This window comes from Pseudomonas benzenivorans (assembly GCF_024397895.1).
Classification (GTDB): domain Bacteria; phylum Pseudomonadota; class Gammaproteobacteria; order Pseudomonadales; family Pseudomonadaceae; genus Aquipseudomonas; species Aquipseudomonas benzenivorans_A.
In genome coordinates this window covers 423,909-439,973 of the sequence record NZ_CP073346.1, presented here as the reverse complement: position 1 = coordinate 439,973, position 16,065 = coordinate 423,909, and the positions used below count along the sequence as shown (strand labels likewise).

Here is a 16,065-nt window from a genome sequence, read left to right as displayed (position 1 = left end):
GGGCGCACGCAGAGCCAGTTGCGCAACGCGGGTCGGCCTCCTGTAATGAATGTTCTAGTGAGGAATCGCCAAATGCCGGTTGTCCAACTCGCCGACGGTGCACTGAATTATCAGCTCGAAGGGCCGGCAGGCGCGCCGGTACTGGTCTTGTCCAACTCCCTGGGCACGGACCTGCACATGTGGGATGCGCAGATGCCAGCCTTCACCGAGCATTTCCGTGTGTTGCGCTATGACACCCGCGGCCATGGCCACTCGCTGGTCAGCGATGGCTTATACAGCATCGAGCAGAATGGCCGCGACGTACTGGCGTTGCTCGATGCCCTGGATATTGCCAAGGCGCATTTCTGCGGTCTGTCCATGGGTGGCCTGATCGGCCAGTGGCTGGCAATCGACGCCGGCGAGCGCCTGGACAAGCTGGTGCTGTGCAACACCGCAGCCAAGATCGCCAGTCCCGAGGTGTGGAACCCGCGCATCGACAGCGTGTTGCGCGATGGCCAGGCGGCCATGCAGGCCTTGCGCGATGCCTCCATCGCGCGCTGGTTCACTGCCGGCTTTGCCGCAGCCGAGCCCGCCCGGGTCGAAGCCGTGGTGGCGATGCTGGCGCAGACATCTTCCCGCGGCTATGCGGCGAACTGCGCGGCGGTGCGCGATGCCGACTACCGCGAGCAACTCGAGTCGATTCGGACTCCGACCCTGATCGTCGCCGGCAGCGCCGACCCGGTCACCACGGTGGCCGATGGTCGCTTCATGGCGGAGCGTATCCCGGGGGCGCGGCTACTCGAGCTGCCAGCGGCGCACCTGTCCAATGTCGAGGCCGGTGAGGCTTTCACGCAGCCCGTGCTGGACTTTCTGAGGGGTTGAAAGGGCGGCATATCTGCGAGTTTCTGGACGTTCTGTGGCTCTCCTACGCGCTGCTGTCGCTGGAGGGCAGTCCCTGTCGTGACAAACCCGTGGTTAAGCGTGCTAGCAGGTTCGGCCATTTCGGGCTGGCCCTGACTATTTGCGCAGCGAGCGGCTACTTAGGTACAGGCGGGACTGTCGGCACGATGGCCGAGTGGGCATCTCCTCCGTCCGACCCCAGAGATCACGAAGATGTTCTCCACTACGCCATCGCATAGCTTCGCGATGGCGTGCAACCAAACCTTGGTACCTCGTTCAATGCGTTCCGAAGGCAGCGCTTTTCAATCTCACTGGTAGGTCGCTAGATACCGGGCACGTCGGTTTCGAGTCGGTAAGGACGCGTCACGCCAGCCAGGCTGAGGCGACTCTAGGCCTTCGCCTCTCCATATATCCCATTCACATCCCCCAGCTGGTCTGACCGCGCATATTGGCTGCCGCCGCAGCGGCCTTCAGGGCGCGGCAGGAGGCCAAAGATTCATCCTTCCAGGCCCTGGCCGGCGACTTGGTTGTCGAGTCTGGCCAATTTCGGGTCGGATACTTACAAAAGCCGCCCCTTTGAATTTGCTGCAATGCCAAGCAGGAAGGGCCATCAGTGCCCGCACGCTCAGGAGACGAATCGATGACCAAAAGCGTTTTTGTAGGCGAGCTGACCTGGAAGGAGTACGAAGCCAAGGTCGGCCAAGGCGATTGCGTGCTGATGTTGCCGGTAGGTGCACTGGAGCAGCACGGTCACCATATGTGCATGAACGTCGATGTGCTGCTGCCCACCGCCGTATGCAAGCGGGTTGCCGAGCGTATTGGCGCACTGGTCCTGCCGGGACTGCAATATGGATACAAGTCGCAACAGAAGTCCGGCGGCGGCAATCACTTTCCTGGCACCACCAGTCTGGATGGCGCCACCCTCACCAGCACGGTGCAGGACATCATCCGCGAGCTCGCACGACATGGTGCGCGCAGGCTGGCCCTGATGAACGGGCACTACGAGAACTCGATGTTCGTCGTCGAGGGGATCGACCTTGCCCTGCGCGAGTTGCGTTACGCAGGCATCGACGATTTCAAGGTGGTGCTGCTGTCCTACTGGGATTTCGTGAACGATCCGCAGGTAATCACCCAGCTTTACCCTGAGGGCTTCCTCGGCTGGGACATCGAGCATGGCGGTGTGTTCGAGACCTCGTTGATGTTGGCGTTGTACCCCGAGCTCGTCGACATGACCCGTGTCGTCGATCATCCCCCTGCAAGTTTCCCCCCCTATGACGTCTTCCCCATCGTGCCGCAGCGAACGCCTGCGTCCGGCACCCTTTCCTCCGCGCGCGGCGCCAGCCGGGAAAAGGGGGAGTTGATCCTTGAGGTCTGTGTCGCGGGAATCGCTGCCGCGCTGCAGGAGGCATTCGAACCGATGTCTTGATCCGGCCGCCGCGTACGTTTGACCAGCACCCACAAAAACAATCAGAGGGCTGTAACATGAAACCAGAAGAATGCGCGGTCGAGGCCGCGCCCACGCTGTTGAGTCACGATTTCAAGAGTGACTTACACGAGGTTAGTGTAGCGATCTCGCAGAGTCCCTGGCTCAAGGGCCTCAATCCAGTTGTCACCCTTGGTTCACTGGCGATTATCGTCGGCGTGATCTTCGCGGTACTGGGATTCCAGGAGGAAGCGGCGGCACTCTTCGATCGGGTCCGCAGCGGCATCACCTACTACTTCACCTGGTACTACGTGCTGATCGCCGCGTTGTTCCTGCTCTTCAACGGTTGGCTGGCGTTCAGCCGCTTCGGCAGCATCCGCCTCGGGCACGCCGACGAGAAGCCGCAATATGGCTATTTCTCCTGGTTCGCCATGGTGTTTTCCGCCGGCCAGGGCATCGGGCTGATCTTCTGGAGCATCGCCGAGCCGATCTTTCACTTGCAGAGCAACCCGTTTGCGGCCGAGGGCATGAGCCCAGAAGCGGCGGAAAGTGCCATGCGTATCACCTTTTTCCACTGGGGGCTGCACGCCTGGTCGATCTACTGCATCGTGGCCCTGGCGCTGGCCTATGCCGCGTATCGCAAGGGATTGCCGCTGACCATCCGCTCCACACTGCGGCCGTTGTTTGGCAAGCGCATGGATGGCGCCCTCGGCCACACCGTGGACATCATGGCCATTCTTGCCACCATCTTCGGCGTTGCAACTTCTCTGGGCCTTGGTGCGCAGCAGATCAACGCGGGTCTGAGCCGCCTGGTCGGACTGGACAGTTCGGTGGTGGTGCAGCTGGCGATAATCGCCGTGATCACCCTGGTGGCGATGATCTCCGCGGTGTCTGGCGTGGATCGAGGAGTCAAACGCCTCAGCGAGCTGAATATCTGGCTGACCGTGGCGCTCGTATTGTTCTTCTTCATCTGGGGACCAACGCGTTACCTGATCATGTCGCTGGTCGATGCCACCGGCGATTACCTGGCAAGTTTCATCGAAATGAGCTTCTGGACCGACGCCAGCCATCAGGACCCGGCCAAGTGGGAAGGCTGGAAATCAAGCTGGCAGGGTTGGTGGACGGTGTTCTATTGGGGCTGGTGGCTGTCCTGGGCGCCTTTCGTTGGCGTGTTCATCGCCCGCGTTTCCCGCGGCCGCACCATCCGCGAGTTCATTTTCGGCGTAATCGGCGTGTCCTCGCTGCTGACCTTCATCTGGGTCGTCGCCTTCGGTGGTACGGCGGTGAGCAATGAGCTGTTTGCCGACGGGGGCATCAGTGCCGCGGTTTCCAAGGATGTGGCCAATGCCTTCTTCGCCACTGTCGACTCCATGTCGCTGGGTGGCTTGGGCACCATGGCACTCTGGTTGGGCGCGGTACTGGTTGCTACCTACTTCATCACGTCTTCGGACTCGGCGACCTTGGTGATGACGACCATCATGTCCCATGGTGCTGTGCATACCGCGGCCCGCCATCGAGTGTTCTGGGGTGTGCAGCAGGGACTGGTAGCGGGCGTGCTGCTGGTGGCCGGGGGGGCGGCTTCGCTGGCCACACTGCAGACTGCCGCTATCGCCAGTGCGCTGCCGTTCTCCGTGATCATGCTGCTGATGTGCCTGAGCCTGGTGAAGGCGTTGCGGCAAGAGAGCATCGCCAAGGACTGAGTCTGAAATCAGGGTGGTCGCCATACTGGCACCCGTACGGGTGCCTAGTGAAACGCCCGTAAGAACAAAGCCACGGACCTGGAGTAGGCCGTGGCTTTGTGCTGTCAGTGCTCCGTGTTGTGCTCAACAGAGGCCGTGTGGAGTGTGACGGCAGGCGTCAGGAGAGACGCGATAGACCGAGGGACGCTCAGGCCTTAGAGCATCGAGAGAAGGGAAGCGGATCTGACCAATTTCGGGTCGGGAACGCACAAAAATGGCAGAAGTGCATCTGGTGCAATGCTTTCCAACGGCTCCCCATTCCGGCGGACCGAGTCACTGGAAAACAAAAAGGATTCACGCCATGCAGATGCCCAAGACGATCCGGATTCAGAACGGCGAAAAGGTCAACTCCACCTTCTCCGCCCAGGAGTATGCCAACCGCCAGGCCAAACTGCGCGCCCACATGGCCGCCCAGGACATCGACGCCGCGGTCTTCACCTCGTACCACAACATCAACTACTACAGCGACTTCCTGTTCTGCTCCTTCGGTCGTCCCTACGCCCTGGTGGTGACCCAGGACGCGGTGGTCAGCATCAGCGCCAACATCGACGGTGGCCAGCCGTGGCGCCGCACCGCCGGCACCGACAACATCGTCTACACCGACTGGCAGCGCGACAACTACTTCGTCGCCATCCAGCAGGCGCTGCCGAAGGCACGCCGCATCGGCATCGAGTACGACCACATCAACCTGCAGAACCGCGCCAAGCTGGCCGACCGCTACCCGGACGCCGAGCTGGTCGACATCGCTGCCCCGTGCATGGGCATGCGCATGATCAAGTCCGCCGAAGAGCACGAGATGATCCGTCACGGTGCGCGCATCGCCGACATCGGTGGCGCCGCCGTCGTAGAAGCGCTGCGTGACCAGGTGCCGGAGTACGAAGTGGCCCTGCATGCCACCCAGGCCATGGTGCGCGAGATCGCCCGTACCTTCCCGGACGTCGAGCTGATGGACACCTGGACCTGGTTCCAGTCCGGCATCAACACCGACGGCGCGCACAACCCGGTGACCACCCGCAAGGTGAACAAGGGCGACATCCTCAGCCTGAACTGCTTCCCGATGATCGCCGGCTACTACACCGCGCTGGAGCGCACCCTGTTCCTCGACCACTGCTCTGACGACCACCTGCGTCTGTGGCTGGCCAACGTCGAAGTGCACGAGGCGGGTCTCAAGCTGATCAAGCCGGGCATGCGCTGCAGCGATATCGCCCGTGAGCTGAACGAGATCTTCCTCAAGCACGACCTGCTGCAGTACCGCACCTTCGGCTACGGCCACTCCTTCGGCACCCTCAGCCACTACTACGGCCGCGAAGCCGGGCTGGAGCTGCGCGAGGACATCGACACGGTGCTGCAGCCGGGCATGGTGGTGTCCATGGAGCCGATGATCATGCTGCCGGAAGGTCGTCCGGGTGCTGGTGGCTACCGCGAGCACGACATCCTGATCGTCAACGAACAGGGCGCGGAGAACATCACCAAGTTCCCGTACGGGCCGGAGAAGAACATCATTCGTAAGTGATGTCCGGTTGGAGTCGTGCTCTCCACGCGGGGCACGGCTCCTCCACCGTCGCCAACACGGCCAACTGGCCAGGAGGCAATCAGATGAATACATCCAGCCTGTTTCCCGGTGGGGTGTTTTTCGCTGCAGACGGAAAGCGGTTTAGTTGTTTTCAACAGAGTTGTGAAAACCCATCTCCAGGGAAACTGGACAAGCGAAAGAGCAGGCGCGTTATCTCTCGGCTTATCCGGAACCGCCAAGAAACGAAGCGGTGCCCCAGACAGTTTCCGGGTGCCGGTCTTATCGCCCTGGCATACACGAACGCTCTAGAAGGGATTGATCAGCTGCTGGACGGACATCGCCATGCGGCGCCGGCCAACAGGATCAAAGACCACCACACAGGAAAGACCTGACCCAATTCAATCGATGTGCACTCAGAGTGCGGAGTTGCGAGGAAACCCACTACCTCTACGGGGTGGCCGTATCCGTTTCGTTACTTCGCGAACAACTATTACAAATACAATAACGAGGTTTTGAATATGAACTCCTGGGTACTGACGCTCTTCGTGGCGCTCAACATTCTCATGTTCCTGATCGCGGCTGGAACCTATCTGTGCCGCTCCGCCAAAGAACAAGCCAGGCAGCGAGGGTAAGCACAATGGACTTCTATGAACTGTTCAATTGGGGCCTGCTGCTCGTCACCTTCGCGGTAATGATCGGCATCGGCTTTCTCTCCTCGCGCAAGGTCAAGGACAGCGACGAGGGTGGCTTCCTGCTTGCGGGCAGGAGTCTCGGCGCCTTCGTCGGTGCCAGTACCATTGTCGCCACCGGCTTCAGCGGCTGGGGCTTTATGGGCTCGCCGGCGGTGGCTTACGAGTTCGGGGCCATCGAGTTGCTGGGCAACTTCTTCTTCGCTCCGGCGATCATGATCGCGGTGCTGTTCTTCGCCAATCATATGCAAAATCGCGCCATCCACATGGGCAGCAACACCATCCCCGAGTACATCGGCCAGATTCATGGCGGCGGTGCCGGTGGGCGATTGCTGCAGGGCGTGGCGGCGTTCATGACCATCATCCTGCTGATGGTGTTCCTGGTCAGCCAGATCAAGGCGGTCGGCATGCTCGGCGCGTCCTGGTTGAATATCGAGATGACCAGCAGCGCCTGGCTGATGATTTCGGTGATCATCCTTTACACCATGCTGGGTGGCCTGGCCGCGGTGGCCTGGACCGATACCGTGATGGTCTGCGGGATGGCCTTGGCGGCGATAGTGATCATGGTGCAGATGTTCACCAGCGTCGATCTGGGGCTCTGGGAAGCCAACCTCAACGCCATCAATCCGAGCTTGCTGAATCCGGAAACGGCGGCCCCCTATGGCCAGAGCAAGGGTTCGGTGTTCCTGGTGTTGCCCTATGCCTTCCTGTTCGCGGCAGTTCTGCCATACATGGCCATTCGCTTCCTCGCCTTCAAGCCGAACGTGAAGATGCACAAGGTCGGCATCTACGTGGCGATTCTCGGCGCGCTGCTCAGCCTGATCCCGCTGGTTGGCCTGTACATGCGCGCCTTCGGTCCGCAACTGGCCGATCCCGACAGCGCCATGCCGATGTACCTGCAGACGTTCATGCATCCGGCTCTGCAGGGGATCATCACCCTGTTCATCATCTTCGCCATGAAGTCCACCGCCAACTCGATGCTGCACACCGTGGCGTCGGCGACCTCCCATGACCTGCGCCTGGCGCTGAACAAGCACGCCGAGGTGGACTCGCCCCATGCCCTGACCGTCAACCGTGTGGCCGTCGTGGCGCTCGGGCTGCTGGGGCTGCTGATGATGATGTATGCGCCGCCGTTCATGCTGTCCTGGCTGGGTATTCTCGGCTCCGGCACCTTGCTGGCGGCCATGATAGGTCCGGTGTTCATCTCCACCTTCTGGCAGGGCAACGTGGCCGGCGCCCTGGTGGCGATGCTGGTGGGCTTCTTCACCAGCGGTGGCCTGCTGCTGAGCACCGATATCGGTTGGGTCGAGGGGCCACTGATCGGCTGTCTGGCCTCATCCATCACCTATGTCGCCGTCTCCATGTTGACCCGGACTCGGGTGTCACTACCGCAGCGGGCGCGATAGTCCATTCGGTTGAAAACAAGGCCACTGACTCGGCGAAGTCAGTGGCCTTTTGCTTTTGGCGATCTTTGCAGGGGGCGCTAACACTCCGCACGGAACATGACTCATCCCAGTGCGCTCTGCTTGCGCTCGTCACGTGGCGAGTGGCCGAACAGGCGGCTGTAGCACTTGGAGAAGTGCGCCGGAGAGGCGAAGCCACAGGACAGGGAGATGTCCCGCACCTGAGCGTCAGTGCGCAGCAGCAGATCGCGGGCGCGGTTCAGGCGCAGCTCCAGGTAGTACTGGCTGGGCTTGCGCTCCAGGTGCTTATGGAACAGGCGCTCCAGTTGGCGCACCGACACCTCGTTGAGCTGGGCGAGCTCTTCCAGCTCCAGAGGCTCTTCCAGGTTCGCTTCCATGATCGCGACTATCTGGCTCAGCTTCGGCTGGGCATGCCCGAGCTTCTGCCGCAGTGGCACCCGCTGCTGCTCGCGGGAGCCGCGCATGCGGTCGCACAGCAGCAGCTCTGCCGCCTGTGTGGCGATCTCCGCACCGCCCGGTTCGCGGGCGATCAGGTGCAGGGTCATGTCCATGGAGGCGGTGCCGCCGGAGCAGGTGTAGCGGTTGCGGTCCAGCTCATAAAGCTGGTTGGAGATGATGATCCCGGGAAACTTCTCCTTGAGCTGCTCGATGTCTTCCCAGTGAATGGTGCAGCGGTGGCCTTTGAGCAGGTCGGCGCTGGCCAACAAGTGGCTGCCGGTGCAGATGCCGCCCAGCGGCACGTCCTGATGGGCCAGTTTGCGCAGCCAGTTGAGCAGGTTGCGGTCGTGCTTGCTCGGAATCGGGTTGGAGCCCACCACGAACAGTGCGTCCAATTCCGGCGCATCGGCGATCGAGTGATCGGGCACCACGCACATGCCGTTGCTGGCGCGCACGAGCTCGTGATCTACCGCAATCAGCAGGGATCGGTAGAGGGTGCGCCGGGCGGCCAGATTGGCCATGCGCAGGGTTTCGATGGCGCAGGCGAAGCCGATGGTGGTGAAGTTGGGGGTGAGCAGGAAGCCAAAGGTTTTCACCCTCGGCTCTGCCACGGTTGAAAGCGGCTTCTTGATTGCCTCCCGTGGTTGCAGTGCCTGTGTCATGTCGATTTCCTCCATCGGCGCAGAGTCGTCGCTTCGGCCTGCCGTGCATGTAGGGCGGTTCGGTCGGAGGAGACTCTTGTAATTCTAGGGCTTATTGGCTTCGCCCACGCAGCCGCCAATCTTACACTTTTACCGCCGCCTGCCAGTATCCGCCCTAAGGCCTCTAGCACGAGCTATTCGGCAGGCTTGCCGGGCGATGAACTGATCGGTTTCGCGCCACCTGTAACCCGGCGTCCCGAACATTTTCGCGTCGGAAATGAACAAACGGCGCCCCGGGCCATTTCGCACAATCCTTCGCAACAAGTCCTACCCATCCAGCGTCCCGCCTAGCCGCACCATCTACGGCACTTTGGGCGTCGGGGCAGGGGACGGGGGTTAACCCGTTCGGGCGCAGGGCGGCCCTATACCAACAAGAGCGACTTCACTCTGTCGCAGGAGATCAGCGATGTTCAGCAAACAAGATCAAATCCAAGGCTACGACGACGAACTGCTGGCGGCGATGAACGCCGAAGAAGCGCGTCAGGAGCACCACATCGAGCTGATCGCCTCGGAAAACTACACCAGCCAGCGCGTCATGCAGGCCCAGGGCAGCGGCCTGACCAACAAGTACGCCGAAGGCTACCCGGGCAAGCGTTACTACGGTGGTTGCGAGCACGTCGACGTGGTCGAGCAGCTGGCCATCGACCGCGCCAAGCAGCTGTTCGGCGCCGATTTCGCCAACGTCCAGCCGCACTCCGGCTCCTCGGCCAACAGCGCCGTCTACCTGGCCCTGCTGCAGGCCGGCGATACCATCCTGGGCATGAGCCTGGCCCACGGCGGCCACCTGACCCACGGTTCCAAGGTCAGCTCCTCCGGCAAGCTGTACAACGCCGTGCAGTACGGCCTGGACACCGCCACCGGCCTGATCGATTACGACGAAGTCGAGCGTCTGGCCGTCGAGCACAAGCCGAAGATGATCGTCGCCGGCTTCAGCGCCTACTCCAAGACCCTGGACTTCCCGCGTTTCCGCGCCATCGCCGAGAAGGTCGGGGCCCTGCTGTTCGTCGACATGGCCCACGTCGCCGGCCTGGTCGCCGCCGGCCTGTACCCGAACCCGCTGCCCTACGCCGACGTGGTCACCACCACCACCCACAAGACCCTGCGCGGTCCCCGTGGCGGTCTGATCCTGGCCAAGGCCAACCCGGAAATCGAGAAGAGGCTCAACGCCGCGGTCTTCCCCGGCGCCCAGGGCGGTCCGCTGATGCACGTGATCGCCGCCAAGGCCGTGTGCTTCAAGGAAGCGCTGGAGCCTGGCTTCAAGGAATACCAGGCCCAGGTGATCAAGAACGCCCAGGCCATGGCCCAGGTGTTCATCGAGCGCGGCTTCGACGTGGTCTCCGGCGGCACCGACAACCACCTGTTCCTGCTCAGCCTGATCAAGCAGGGCCTGACCGGTAAGGACGCCGACGCCGCCCTCGGCCGTGCCGGCATCACCGTGAACAAGAACTCCGTACCGAACGACCCGCAGTCGCCGTTCGTCACTTCGGGCCTGCGCATCGGCACCCCGGCGGTGACCACCCGCGGCTTCAAGGAAGCCCAGTGCGTCGCCCTGGCCGGCTGGATCTGCGACATCCTCGATCACCTCGGCGACGCCGACGTCGAGGCCCAGGTGGCCAAGCTGGCCGCTGGCCTGTGCGCGGACTACCCGGTCTATCGCTGAGTTTTCCTTTTCCCTCCGGGAGCAGTGCCCGCAGGGCGGATGAGGGAAGCGGCGGATTTTAGGTACGCCAGAGTCCCCCCGGTTTCCCTCACCCCCCAACGCCTCTTGCGAGGCTTGGGGGGAACAGATTTCAGGAGCATACCCATGCAACGTTATTCCGGCTTCGGCCTGCTCAAGCATTCCTTCAGCCACCATGAGAACTGGCAGCGCATGTGGCGCAACCCCACGCCCAAGCCGGTTTACGACGTGATCATCGTCGGCGGTGGCGGCCACGGTCTGGCGACTGCCTACTACCTGGCCAAAGCGTTCGGCGTGAAGAACGTCGCGGTCATCGAGAAGGGCTGGCTGGGCGGCGGCAACACCGCGCGCAACACCACCATCGTGCGTTCCAACTACCTGTGGGACGAGTCGGCGCAGCTCTACGAGCACGCCATGAAGCTGTGGGAAGGCCTGTCCCAGGACATCAACTACAACGTCATGTTCTCCCAGCGCGGCGTCTTCAACCTCGGCCACACCCTGCAGGACATGCGCGACATCGAGCGCCGGGTCAGCGCCAACCGCCTCAACGGCATCGACGGCGAAGTGCTCAATGCCAAGCAGGTCGAGGAACTGATCCCCTTCATGGATTGCAGCAAGAACACCCGTTACCCGGTAATGGGCGCTTCCCTGCAGCGTCGCGGCGGCGTGGCCCGTCACGATGCGGTTGCCTGGGGCTATGCCCGCGCCGCCGACGCCCTGGGTGTGGACCTGATCCAGCAGACCGAGGTGATCGGCTTCCGCAAGGAAAACGGCGCGTGCATCGGCGTCGAGACCACCCGTGGCTTCATCGGCGGCAAGCGCGTCGGCGTGGTCACCGCCGGTAACTCCGGGCACATGGCCAAGCTGGCCGGCTTCCGTCTGCCGCTCGAATCCCACCCGCTGCAGGCGCTGGTGTCCGAGCCGATCAAGCCGATCATCGACAGCGTGATCATGTCCAACGCCGTGCATGGCTACATCAGCCAGTCGGACAAGGGCGACCTGGTCATCGGCGCCGGCATCGACGGCTACAACGGCTACGGTCAGCGCGGTTCCTACCCGACCATCGAACACACCCTGCAGGCCATCGTCGAGCTGTTCCCGATCCTCTCGCGGGTGCGCATGAACCGCCAGTGGGGCGGCATCGTCGACACCTGTCCGGATGCCTGCCCGATCATCAGCAAGACCCCGGTGAAGAACCTGTTCTTCAACTGCGGCTGGGGGACCGGCGGCTTCAAGGCGACTCCGGGCTCCGGCCACGTCTTCGCCGCGAGCCTGGCCAAGGGTGAGATGCACCCGTTGGCCAAACCCTTCGCCATGGACCGCTTCTACAGCGGCGCCCTGATCGACGAGCACGGCGCTGCCGGCGTCGCCCACTAACAGGAGAAATCCGACATGCTGAACATCTTCTGTCCCCATTGCGGCGAGCTGCGCTCCGAAGAGGAGTTCCACGCCAAAGGCCAGGCGCATATCCCGCGTCCCCTCGATCCGAATACCTGCACCGACGAGGAGTGGGGCGAGTACCTGTTCTTCCGCGACAACCACCGTGGCATCCATCACGAATTGTGGATTCATGCGGCCGGCTGCCGGCAGTACTTCAACGCCACGCGCGACACCATCAGCTACGAAATATTCGAAACCTACAAGATTGGCGAAAAGCCGAGCGTGACGGGCGAGCCCAAGCCTGCTCGACAGGTCGCCCGTGCCTCAGGAGATAAGGTATGAGCCAGATCAATCGTCTCTCCCATGGCGGGCGCATCGATCGCAGCCAGCCCCTGAGCTTCAAGTTCAACGGCGAGACCTACCAGGGCTTTGCCGGTGACACCCTGGCCGCCGCGCTGCTGGCCAACGGCGTCGACATCGTCGGCCGCAGCTTCAAGTACTCGCGTCCGCGCGGCATCGTCGCCGCCGGCGCCGAAGAGCCGAACGCGGTGCTGCAGATCGGTTCCACCGAAGCGGCGCAGATCCCCAACGTGCGTGCCACCCAGCAAGCCCTGTACAGCGGCCTGGTGGCGACCAGCACCAATGGCTGGCCGAACGTCAACACCGACCTCATGGGGATACTCGGCAAGGTCGGCGGCAAGATGATGCCGCCGGGGTTCTACTACAAGACCTTCATGTACCCGCAGAACCTCTGGCTGACCTATGAGAAGTACATCCGCAAGGCCGCCGGCCTCGGCCGTGCGCCGCGGGAAAACGACCCGGACAGCTACGACTACCTGAACCAGCACTGCGACGTGCTGGTGGTCGGCTCCGGCCCCGCCGGCCTGGCCGCGGCCCTGGCCGCCGGCCGCAGCGGCGCCCGGGTGATCCTCGCCGACGAGCAGGAAGAGTTCGGTGGCAGCCTGCTCGACAGTCGCGAGACCCTCGATGGCAAGCCGGCCGCCGAGTGGGTGGCCAAGGCCCTGGCCGAGCTTTCGAGCCTGCCGGAAGTGACCCTGTTGCCGCGTGCCACGGTCAACGGCTACCACGACCACAACTTCCTCACCATTCACCAGCGCCTGACCGACCACCTCGGCGAAGTCGCGCCCATGGGCCCGCTTGGACAAAGAGTCACGCGTCAGCGCATGCACCGCGTGCGTGCCAAGCGCGTGGTCCTGGCCACCGGCGCCCACGAGCGCCCGCTGGTGTACGCCAACAACGATGTGCCGGGCAACATGCTGGCCGGTGCGGTGTCCACCTATGTGCGCCGCTATGGCGTGGCACCTGGCAAAAAACTGGTGCTGTCGACGACCAACGACTATGCCTACCGCGTGGCCCTGGACTGGTTGGAGGCCGGCCAGCAGGTGGTGGCCATCGCCGATGCCCGACCCAATCCGCGCGGCGCCTGGGTCGAAGAGGCGCGTGCCAAGGGGCTGCGGGTGATCACCGGCAGCGCGGTCATAGAGGCCCGTGGCAGCAAGCGCGTCAGCGCGGCCCGTGTGGCACGAATCGATGCCCAGACCCACAAGGTCATCAGTTCCGGCGACTGGCTGGAGTGCGATCTGGTGGCCAGTTCCGGTGGTTACAGCCCGGTGGTGCACCTGGCCTCGCACCTCGGCGGTCGTCCGGTGTGGCGCGAAGACATCCTCGCGTTCGTGCCGGGTGAAGGTTTTCAGCAGCGCCTGTGCGCCGGCGCGGTCAACGGTGTGTTCGCCCTCGGCGACGCCCTGGCCGACGGTTTCGAGGCGGGCGCCAAGGCGGCGGCGGAGGTCGGCTTCAAGCCGGTCGGCGGCGAGTTGCCGAAAGTCTTCGGGCGGCATGAGGAGGCGAGTGTGGCGCTGTTCCAGGTGCCCCATGAGAAGTCCACCGCACGGGCGCCGAAGCAGTTCGTCGACCTGCAGAACGACGTCACCGCGGCCGGCATCGAGCTGGCCACCCGCGAGGGCTTCGAGTCGGTCGAGCACGTCAAGCGCTACACGGCGCTGGGCTTCGGCACCGACCAGGGCAAGCTGGGCAACATCAACGGTCTGGCCATCGCCGCCCGTTCCATGGGCATCAGCATCCCCGAGATGGGCACCACCATGTTCCGCCCGAACTACACCCCGGTGACCTTCGGCGCCGTGGCCGGGCGTCACTGTGGCGAGCTGTTCGAACCCAAGCGTTACACCGCGCTGCACGCCTGGCACCTGAAGAACGGCGCCGAGTTCGAGGACGTCGGCCAGTGGAAGCGCCCCTGGTATTTCCCCAAGCGGGGCGAGGACATGCACGCGGCAGTCGGCCGCGAGTGCAAGGCCGTGCGCGACAGCGTCGGCATCCTCGATGCCTCGACCCTGGGCAAGATCGACATCCAGGGCCCGGATGCGCGCGAGTTCCTCAACCGTGTGTATACCAACGCCTGGACCAAACTGGATGTGGGCAAGGCGCGCTACGGCCTGATGTGCAAGGAAGACGGCATGGTCTTCGACGACGGTGTCACCGCCTGCCTGGCCGACAACCATTTCGTCATGACCACCACCACCGGCGGCGCCGGTCGGGTGATGGAATGGCTGGAGATCTACCACCAGACCGAGTGGCCGGAGCTGAAGGTGTACTTCACCTCGGTCACCGACCACTGGGCCACCCTGACCCTGTCCGGCCCCAACAGCCGCAAGCTGCTGGCCGAGGTCACCGACATCGACCTGGACAAGGACGCCTTCCCCTTCATGACCTGGAAGGAAGGCAAGGTCGGCGGTGTGCCGGCCCGGGTGTTCCGCATCTCCTTCACCGGCGAGCTGAGCTATGAGGTCAACGTCCAGGCCGACTACGCCATCGGCGTGCTGGAGCAGATCGCCGAGGCGGGCAAGAAGTACAACCTGACCCCCTACGGCACCGAGACCATGCACGTGCTGCGGGCCGAGAAGGGCTTCATCATCATCGGTCAGGACACCGACGGTTCGGTCACCCCGGACGACCTGAACATGGGCTGGTGCGTCGGTCGCAACAAGCCGTTCTCCTGGATCGGCTGGCGCGGCATGAACCGCGAGGACTGCCGGCGCGAGGACCGCAAGCAGCTGGTCGGCCTCAAGCCGCTCGATTCGCGCAAGGTGTTGCCGGAAGGCGCGCAACTGGTGTTTGACCCGAAGCAGCCGGTACCGATGAGCATGGTCGGCCACGTGACCTCCAGCTACTTCAGCAGCTGCATGGGCCATAGCTTCGCCATGGCGCTGGTCAAGGGCGGTCTCAAGCGCCTGGGCGAGCGGGTGTTCGCGCCGCTGGTCGATGGCAGCGTGATCGAGGCGGAGATCGTCAGTGCGGTGTTCCTAGACCCGAAGGGCGAACGGCAGAACATCTGAGGCTTCAGCATTCACCTCCAGGCGCTGGCGAGCTGGCCCTGGAGGTCAACCAGGCAACCTCGAAGGTTAACGAGATGACAGCATTCAACATCTACAAGCAGCGCCCCGATGCCGGCCAGGCCGAATCCCCGCTGTTCCACGCCGGTCTCGACGAGCTGGCACGCAAGGGCAAGAGCAGCGCCGGGGTGACCCTGCGCGAGAAGAAACTGCTCGGCCACCTGATCCTGCGCGGCGACGGCCACGATCCCGCGTTCTCCGCTGCCGTGCACAAGGCACTCGGTCTAGAGCTGCCGAGCGCGCTGACCCTGGTCAGTCGCGACGAAACCTCATTGCAGTGGCTCGGTCCGGACGAGTGGTTGCTGGTAGTGCCCGGTGGCTCCGAGTTCGAGGTGGAGCGCAAGCTGCGTGCCGGCCTGGCCGGGCACCACCACCAGGTGGTCAACGTCAGTGGCGGCCAGACCATTGTCGAGCTGAGCGGTCCCAAGGTCCGCGAGCTGCTGATGAAGTCGACGTCCTACGACGTGCACCCGCGCAACTTCCCGGTGGGCAAGGCGGTTGGCACCGTCTTCGCCAAATCCCAGCTGGTGATCCGCCACACCGGCGAAGACACCTGGGAGCTGCTGGTGCGCCGCAGCTTCGCCGACTACATCTGGCTATGGTTGCAGGATGCGTGCGCCGAGTTCGGTCTGGCGGTAAAGGCTTAAGCGGTCCTGTCCTGCGCCGTGCCTTGAGCAAGGGCGCCTGCCAAACCCAATGAGCAGAAGTACGGCTTGATTGTGATGGTGGGCGTCCGCTCCTGCGGCCTGGGGGCATGGTAAGGAGCAGGTGTG

General features: G+C 63.4%; 11 protein-coding genes. 10 read left to right on the top strand and 1 reads right to left on the bottom strand.

Translation table 11 applies throughout. The features are described 5' to 3' along the window. Positions 1-72: 72 nt before the first annotated feature. From pcaD to KDW96_RS01875, 5 genes are all read left to right on the top strand, one after another. Positions 73-861, top strand: a complete 789-nt coding sequence (gene pcaD / locus KDW96_RS01895; protein ID WP_255838703.1) for a 3-oxoadipate enol-lactonase — start codon at positions 73-75, stop codon at positions 859-861. 658 nt (positions 862-1,519) lie between these two features. Continuing rightward, a complete protein-coding gene (locus KDW96_RS01890; RefSeq protein WP_255838702.1) occupies positions 1,520-2,305 on the top strand; it encodes a creatininase in 786 nt (261 codons plus the stop codon). Next, on the top strand, positions 2,302-4,002 hold the full coding sequence (locus tag KDW96_RS01885) for a BCCT family transporter (protein WP_255838701.1): 1,701 nt from the start codon (positions 2,302-2,304) through the stop codon (positions 4,000-4,002). The genes KDW96_RS01890 and KDW96_RS01885 overlap by 4 nt, the downstream gene beginning before the upstream one ends. Before the next feature lie 340 nt (positions 4,003-4,342). Further along, positions 4,343-5,554, top strand: a complete 1,212-nt coding sequence (gene creA / locus KDW96_RS01880; RefSeq protein ID WP_255838700.1) for a creatinase — start codon at positions 4,343-4,345, stop codon at positions 5,552-5,554. Positions 5,555-6,191: 637 nt separating this feature from the next. After that, complete coding sequence (locus tag KDW96_RS01875) at positions 6,192-7,649, top strand: sodium:solute symporter family protein (protein WP_255838699.1); 1,458 nt, start codon at positions 6,192-6,194, stop codon at positions 7,647-7,649. A gap of 101 nt (positions 7,650-7,750) precedes the next feature. Here the strand turns inward: KDW96_RS01875 and KDW96_RS01870 are convergent, their stop codons facing one another. Continuing rightward, positions 7,751-8,767 carry a GlxA family transcriptional regulator gene (locus KDW96_RS01870; RefSeq protein WP_255838698.1) on the bottom strand — a complete coding sequence of 339 codons (1,017 nt, stop codon included), beginning with the start codon at positions 8,765-8,767 and terminating at the stop codon, positions 7,751-7,753. A gap of 445 nt (positions 8,768-9,212) precedes the next feature. Here KDW96_RS01870 and glyA point away from each other — a divergent pair, with 445 nt between their 5' ends. The 5 genes from glyA to KDW96_RS01845 all read left to right on the top strand — a co-directional run bounded on the left by glyA (position 9,213) and on the right by KDW96_RS01845 (position 15,939). Further along, positions 9,213-10,466 (top strand): serine hydroxymethyltransferase, encoded by a 1,254-nt coding sequence (gene glyA / locus KDW96_RS01865; RefSeq protein ID WP_255838697.1) that lies wholly within the window; start codon positions 9,213-9,215, stop codon positions 10,464-10,466. A gap of 144 nt (positions 10,467-10,610) precedes the next feature. Further along, positions 10,611-11,861 (top strand): sarcosine oxidase subunit beta family protein, encoded by a 1,251-nt coding sequence (locus tag KDW96_RS01860; RefSeq protein WP_255838696.1) that lies wholly within the window; start codon positions 10,611-10,613, stop codon positions 11,859-11,861. A gap of 15 nt (positions 11,862-11,876) precedes the next feature. After that, positions 11,877-12,206 carry a sarcosine oxidase subunit delta gene (locus KDW96_RS01855; protein WP_255838695.1) on the top strand — a complete coding sequence of 110 codons (330 nt, stop codon included), beginning with the start codon at positions 11,877-11,879 and terminating at the stop codon, positions 12,204-12,206. Further along, on the top strand, positions 12,203-15,235 hold the full coding sequence (locus KDW96_RS01850) for a sarcosine oxidase subunit alpha (RefSeq protein ID WP_255838694.1): 3,033 nt from the start codon (positions 12,203-12,205) through the stop codon (positions 15,233-15,235). Before KDW96_RS01855 ends, KDW96_RS01850 begins: the two co-directional genes overlap by 4 nt. Before the next feature lie 74 nt (positions 15,236-15,309). Beyond that, on the top strand, positions 15,310-15,939 hold the full coding sequence (locus KDW96_RS01845) for a sarcosine oxidase subunit gamma (RefSeq protein ID WP_255838693.1): 630 nt from the start codon (positions 15,310-15,312) through the stop codon (positions 15,937-15,939). Positions 15,940-16,065: the final 126 nt, after the last annotated feature.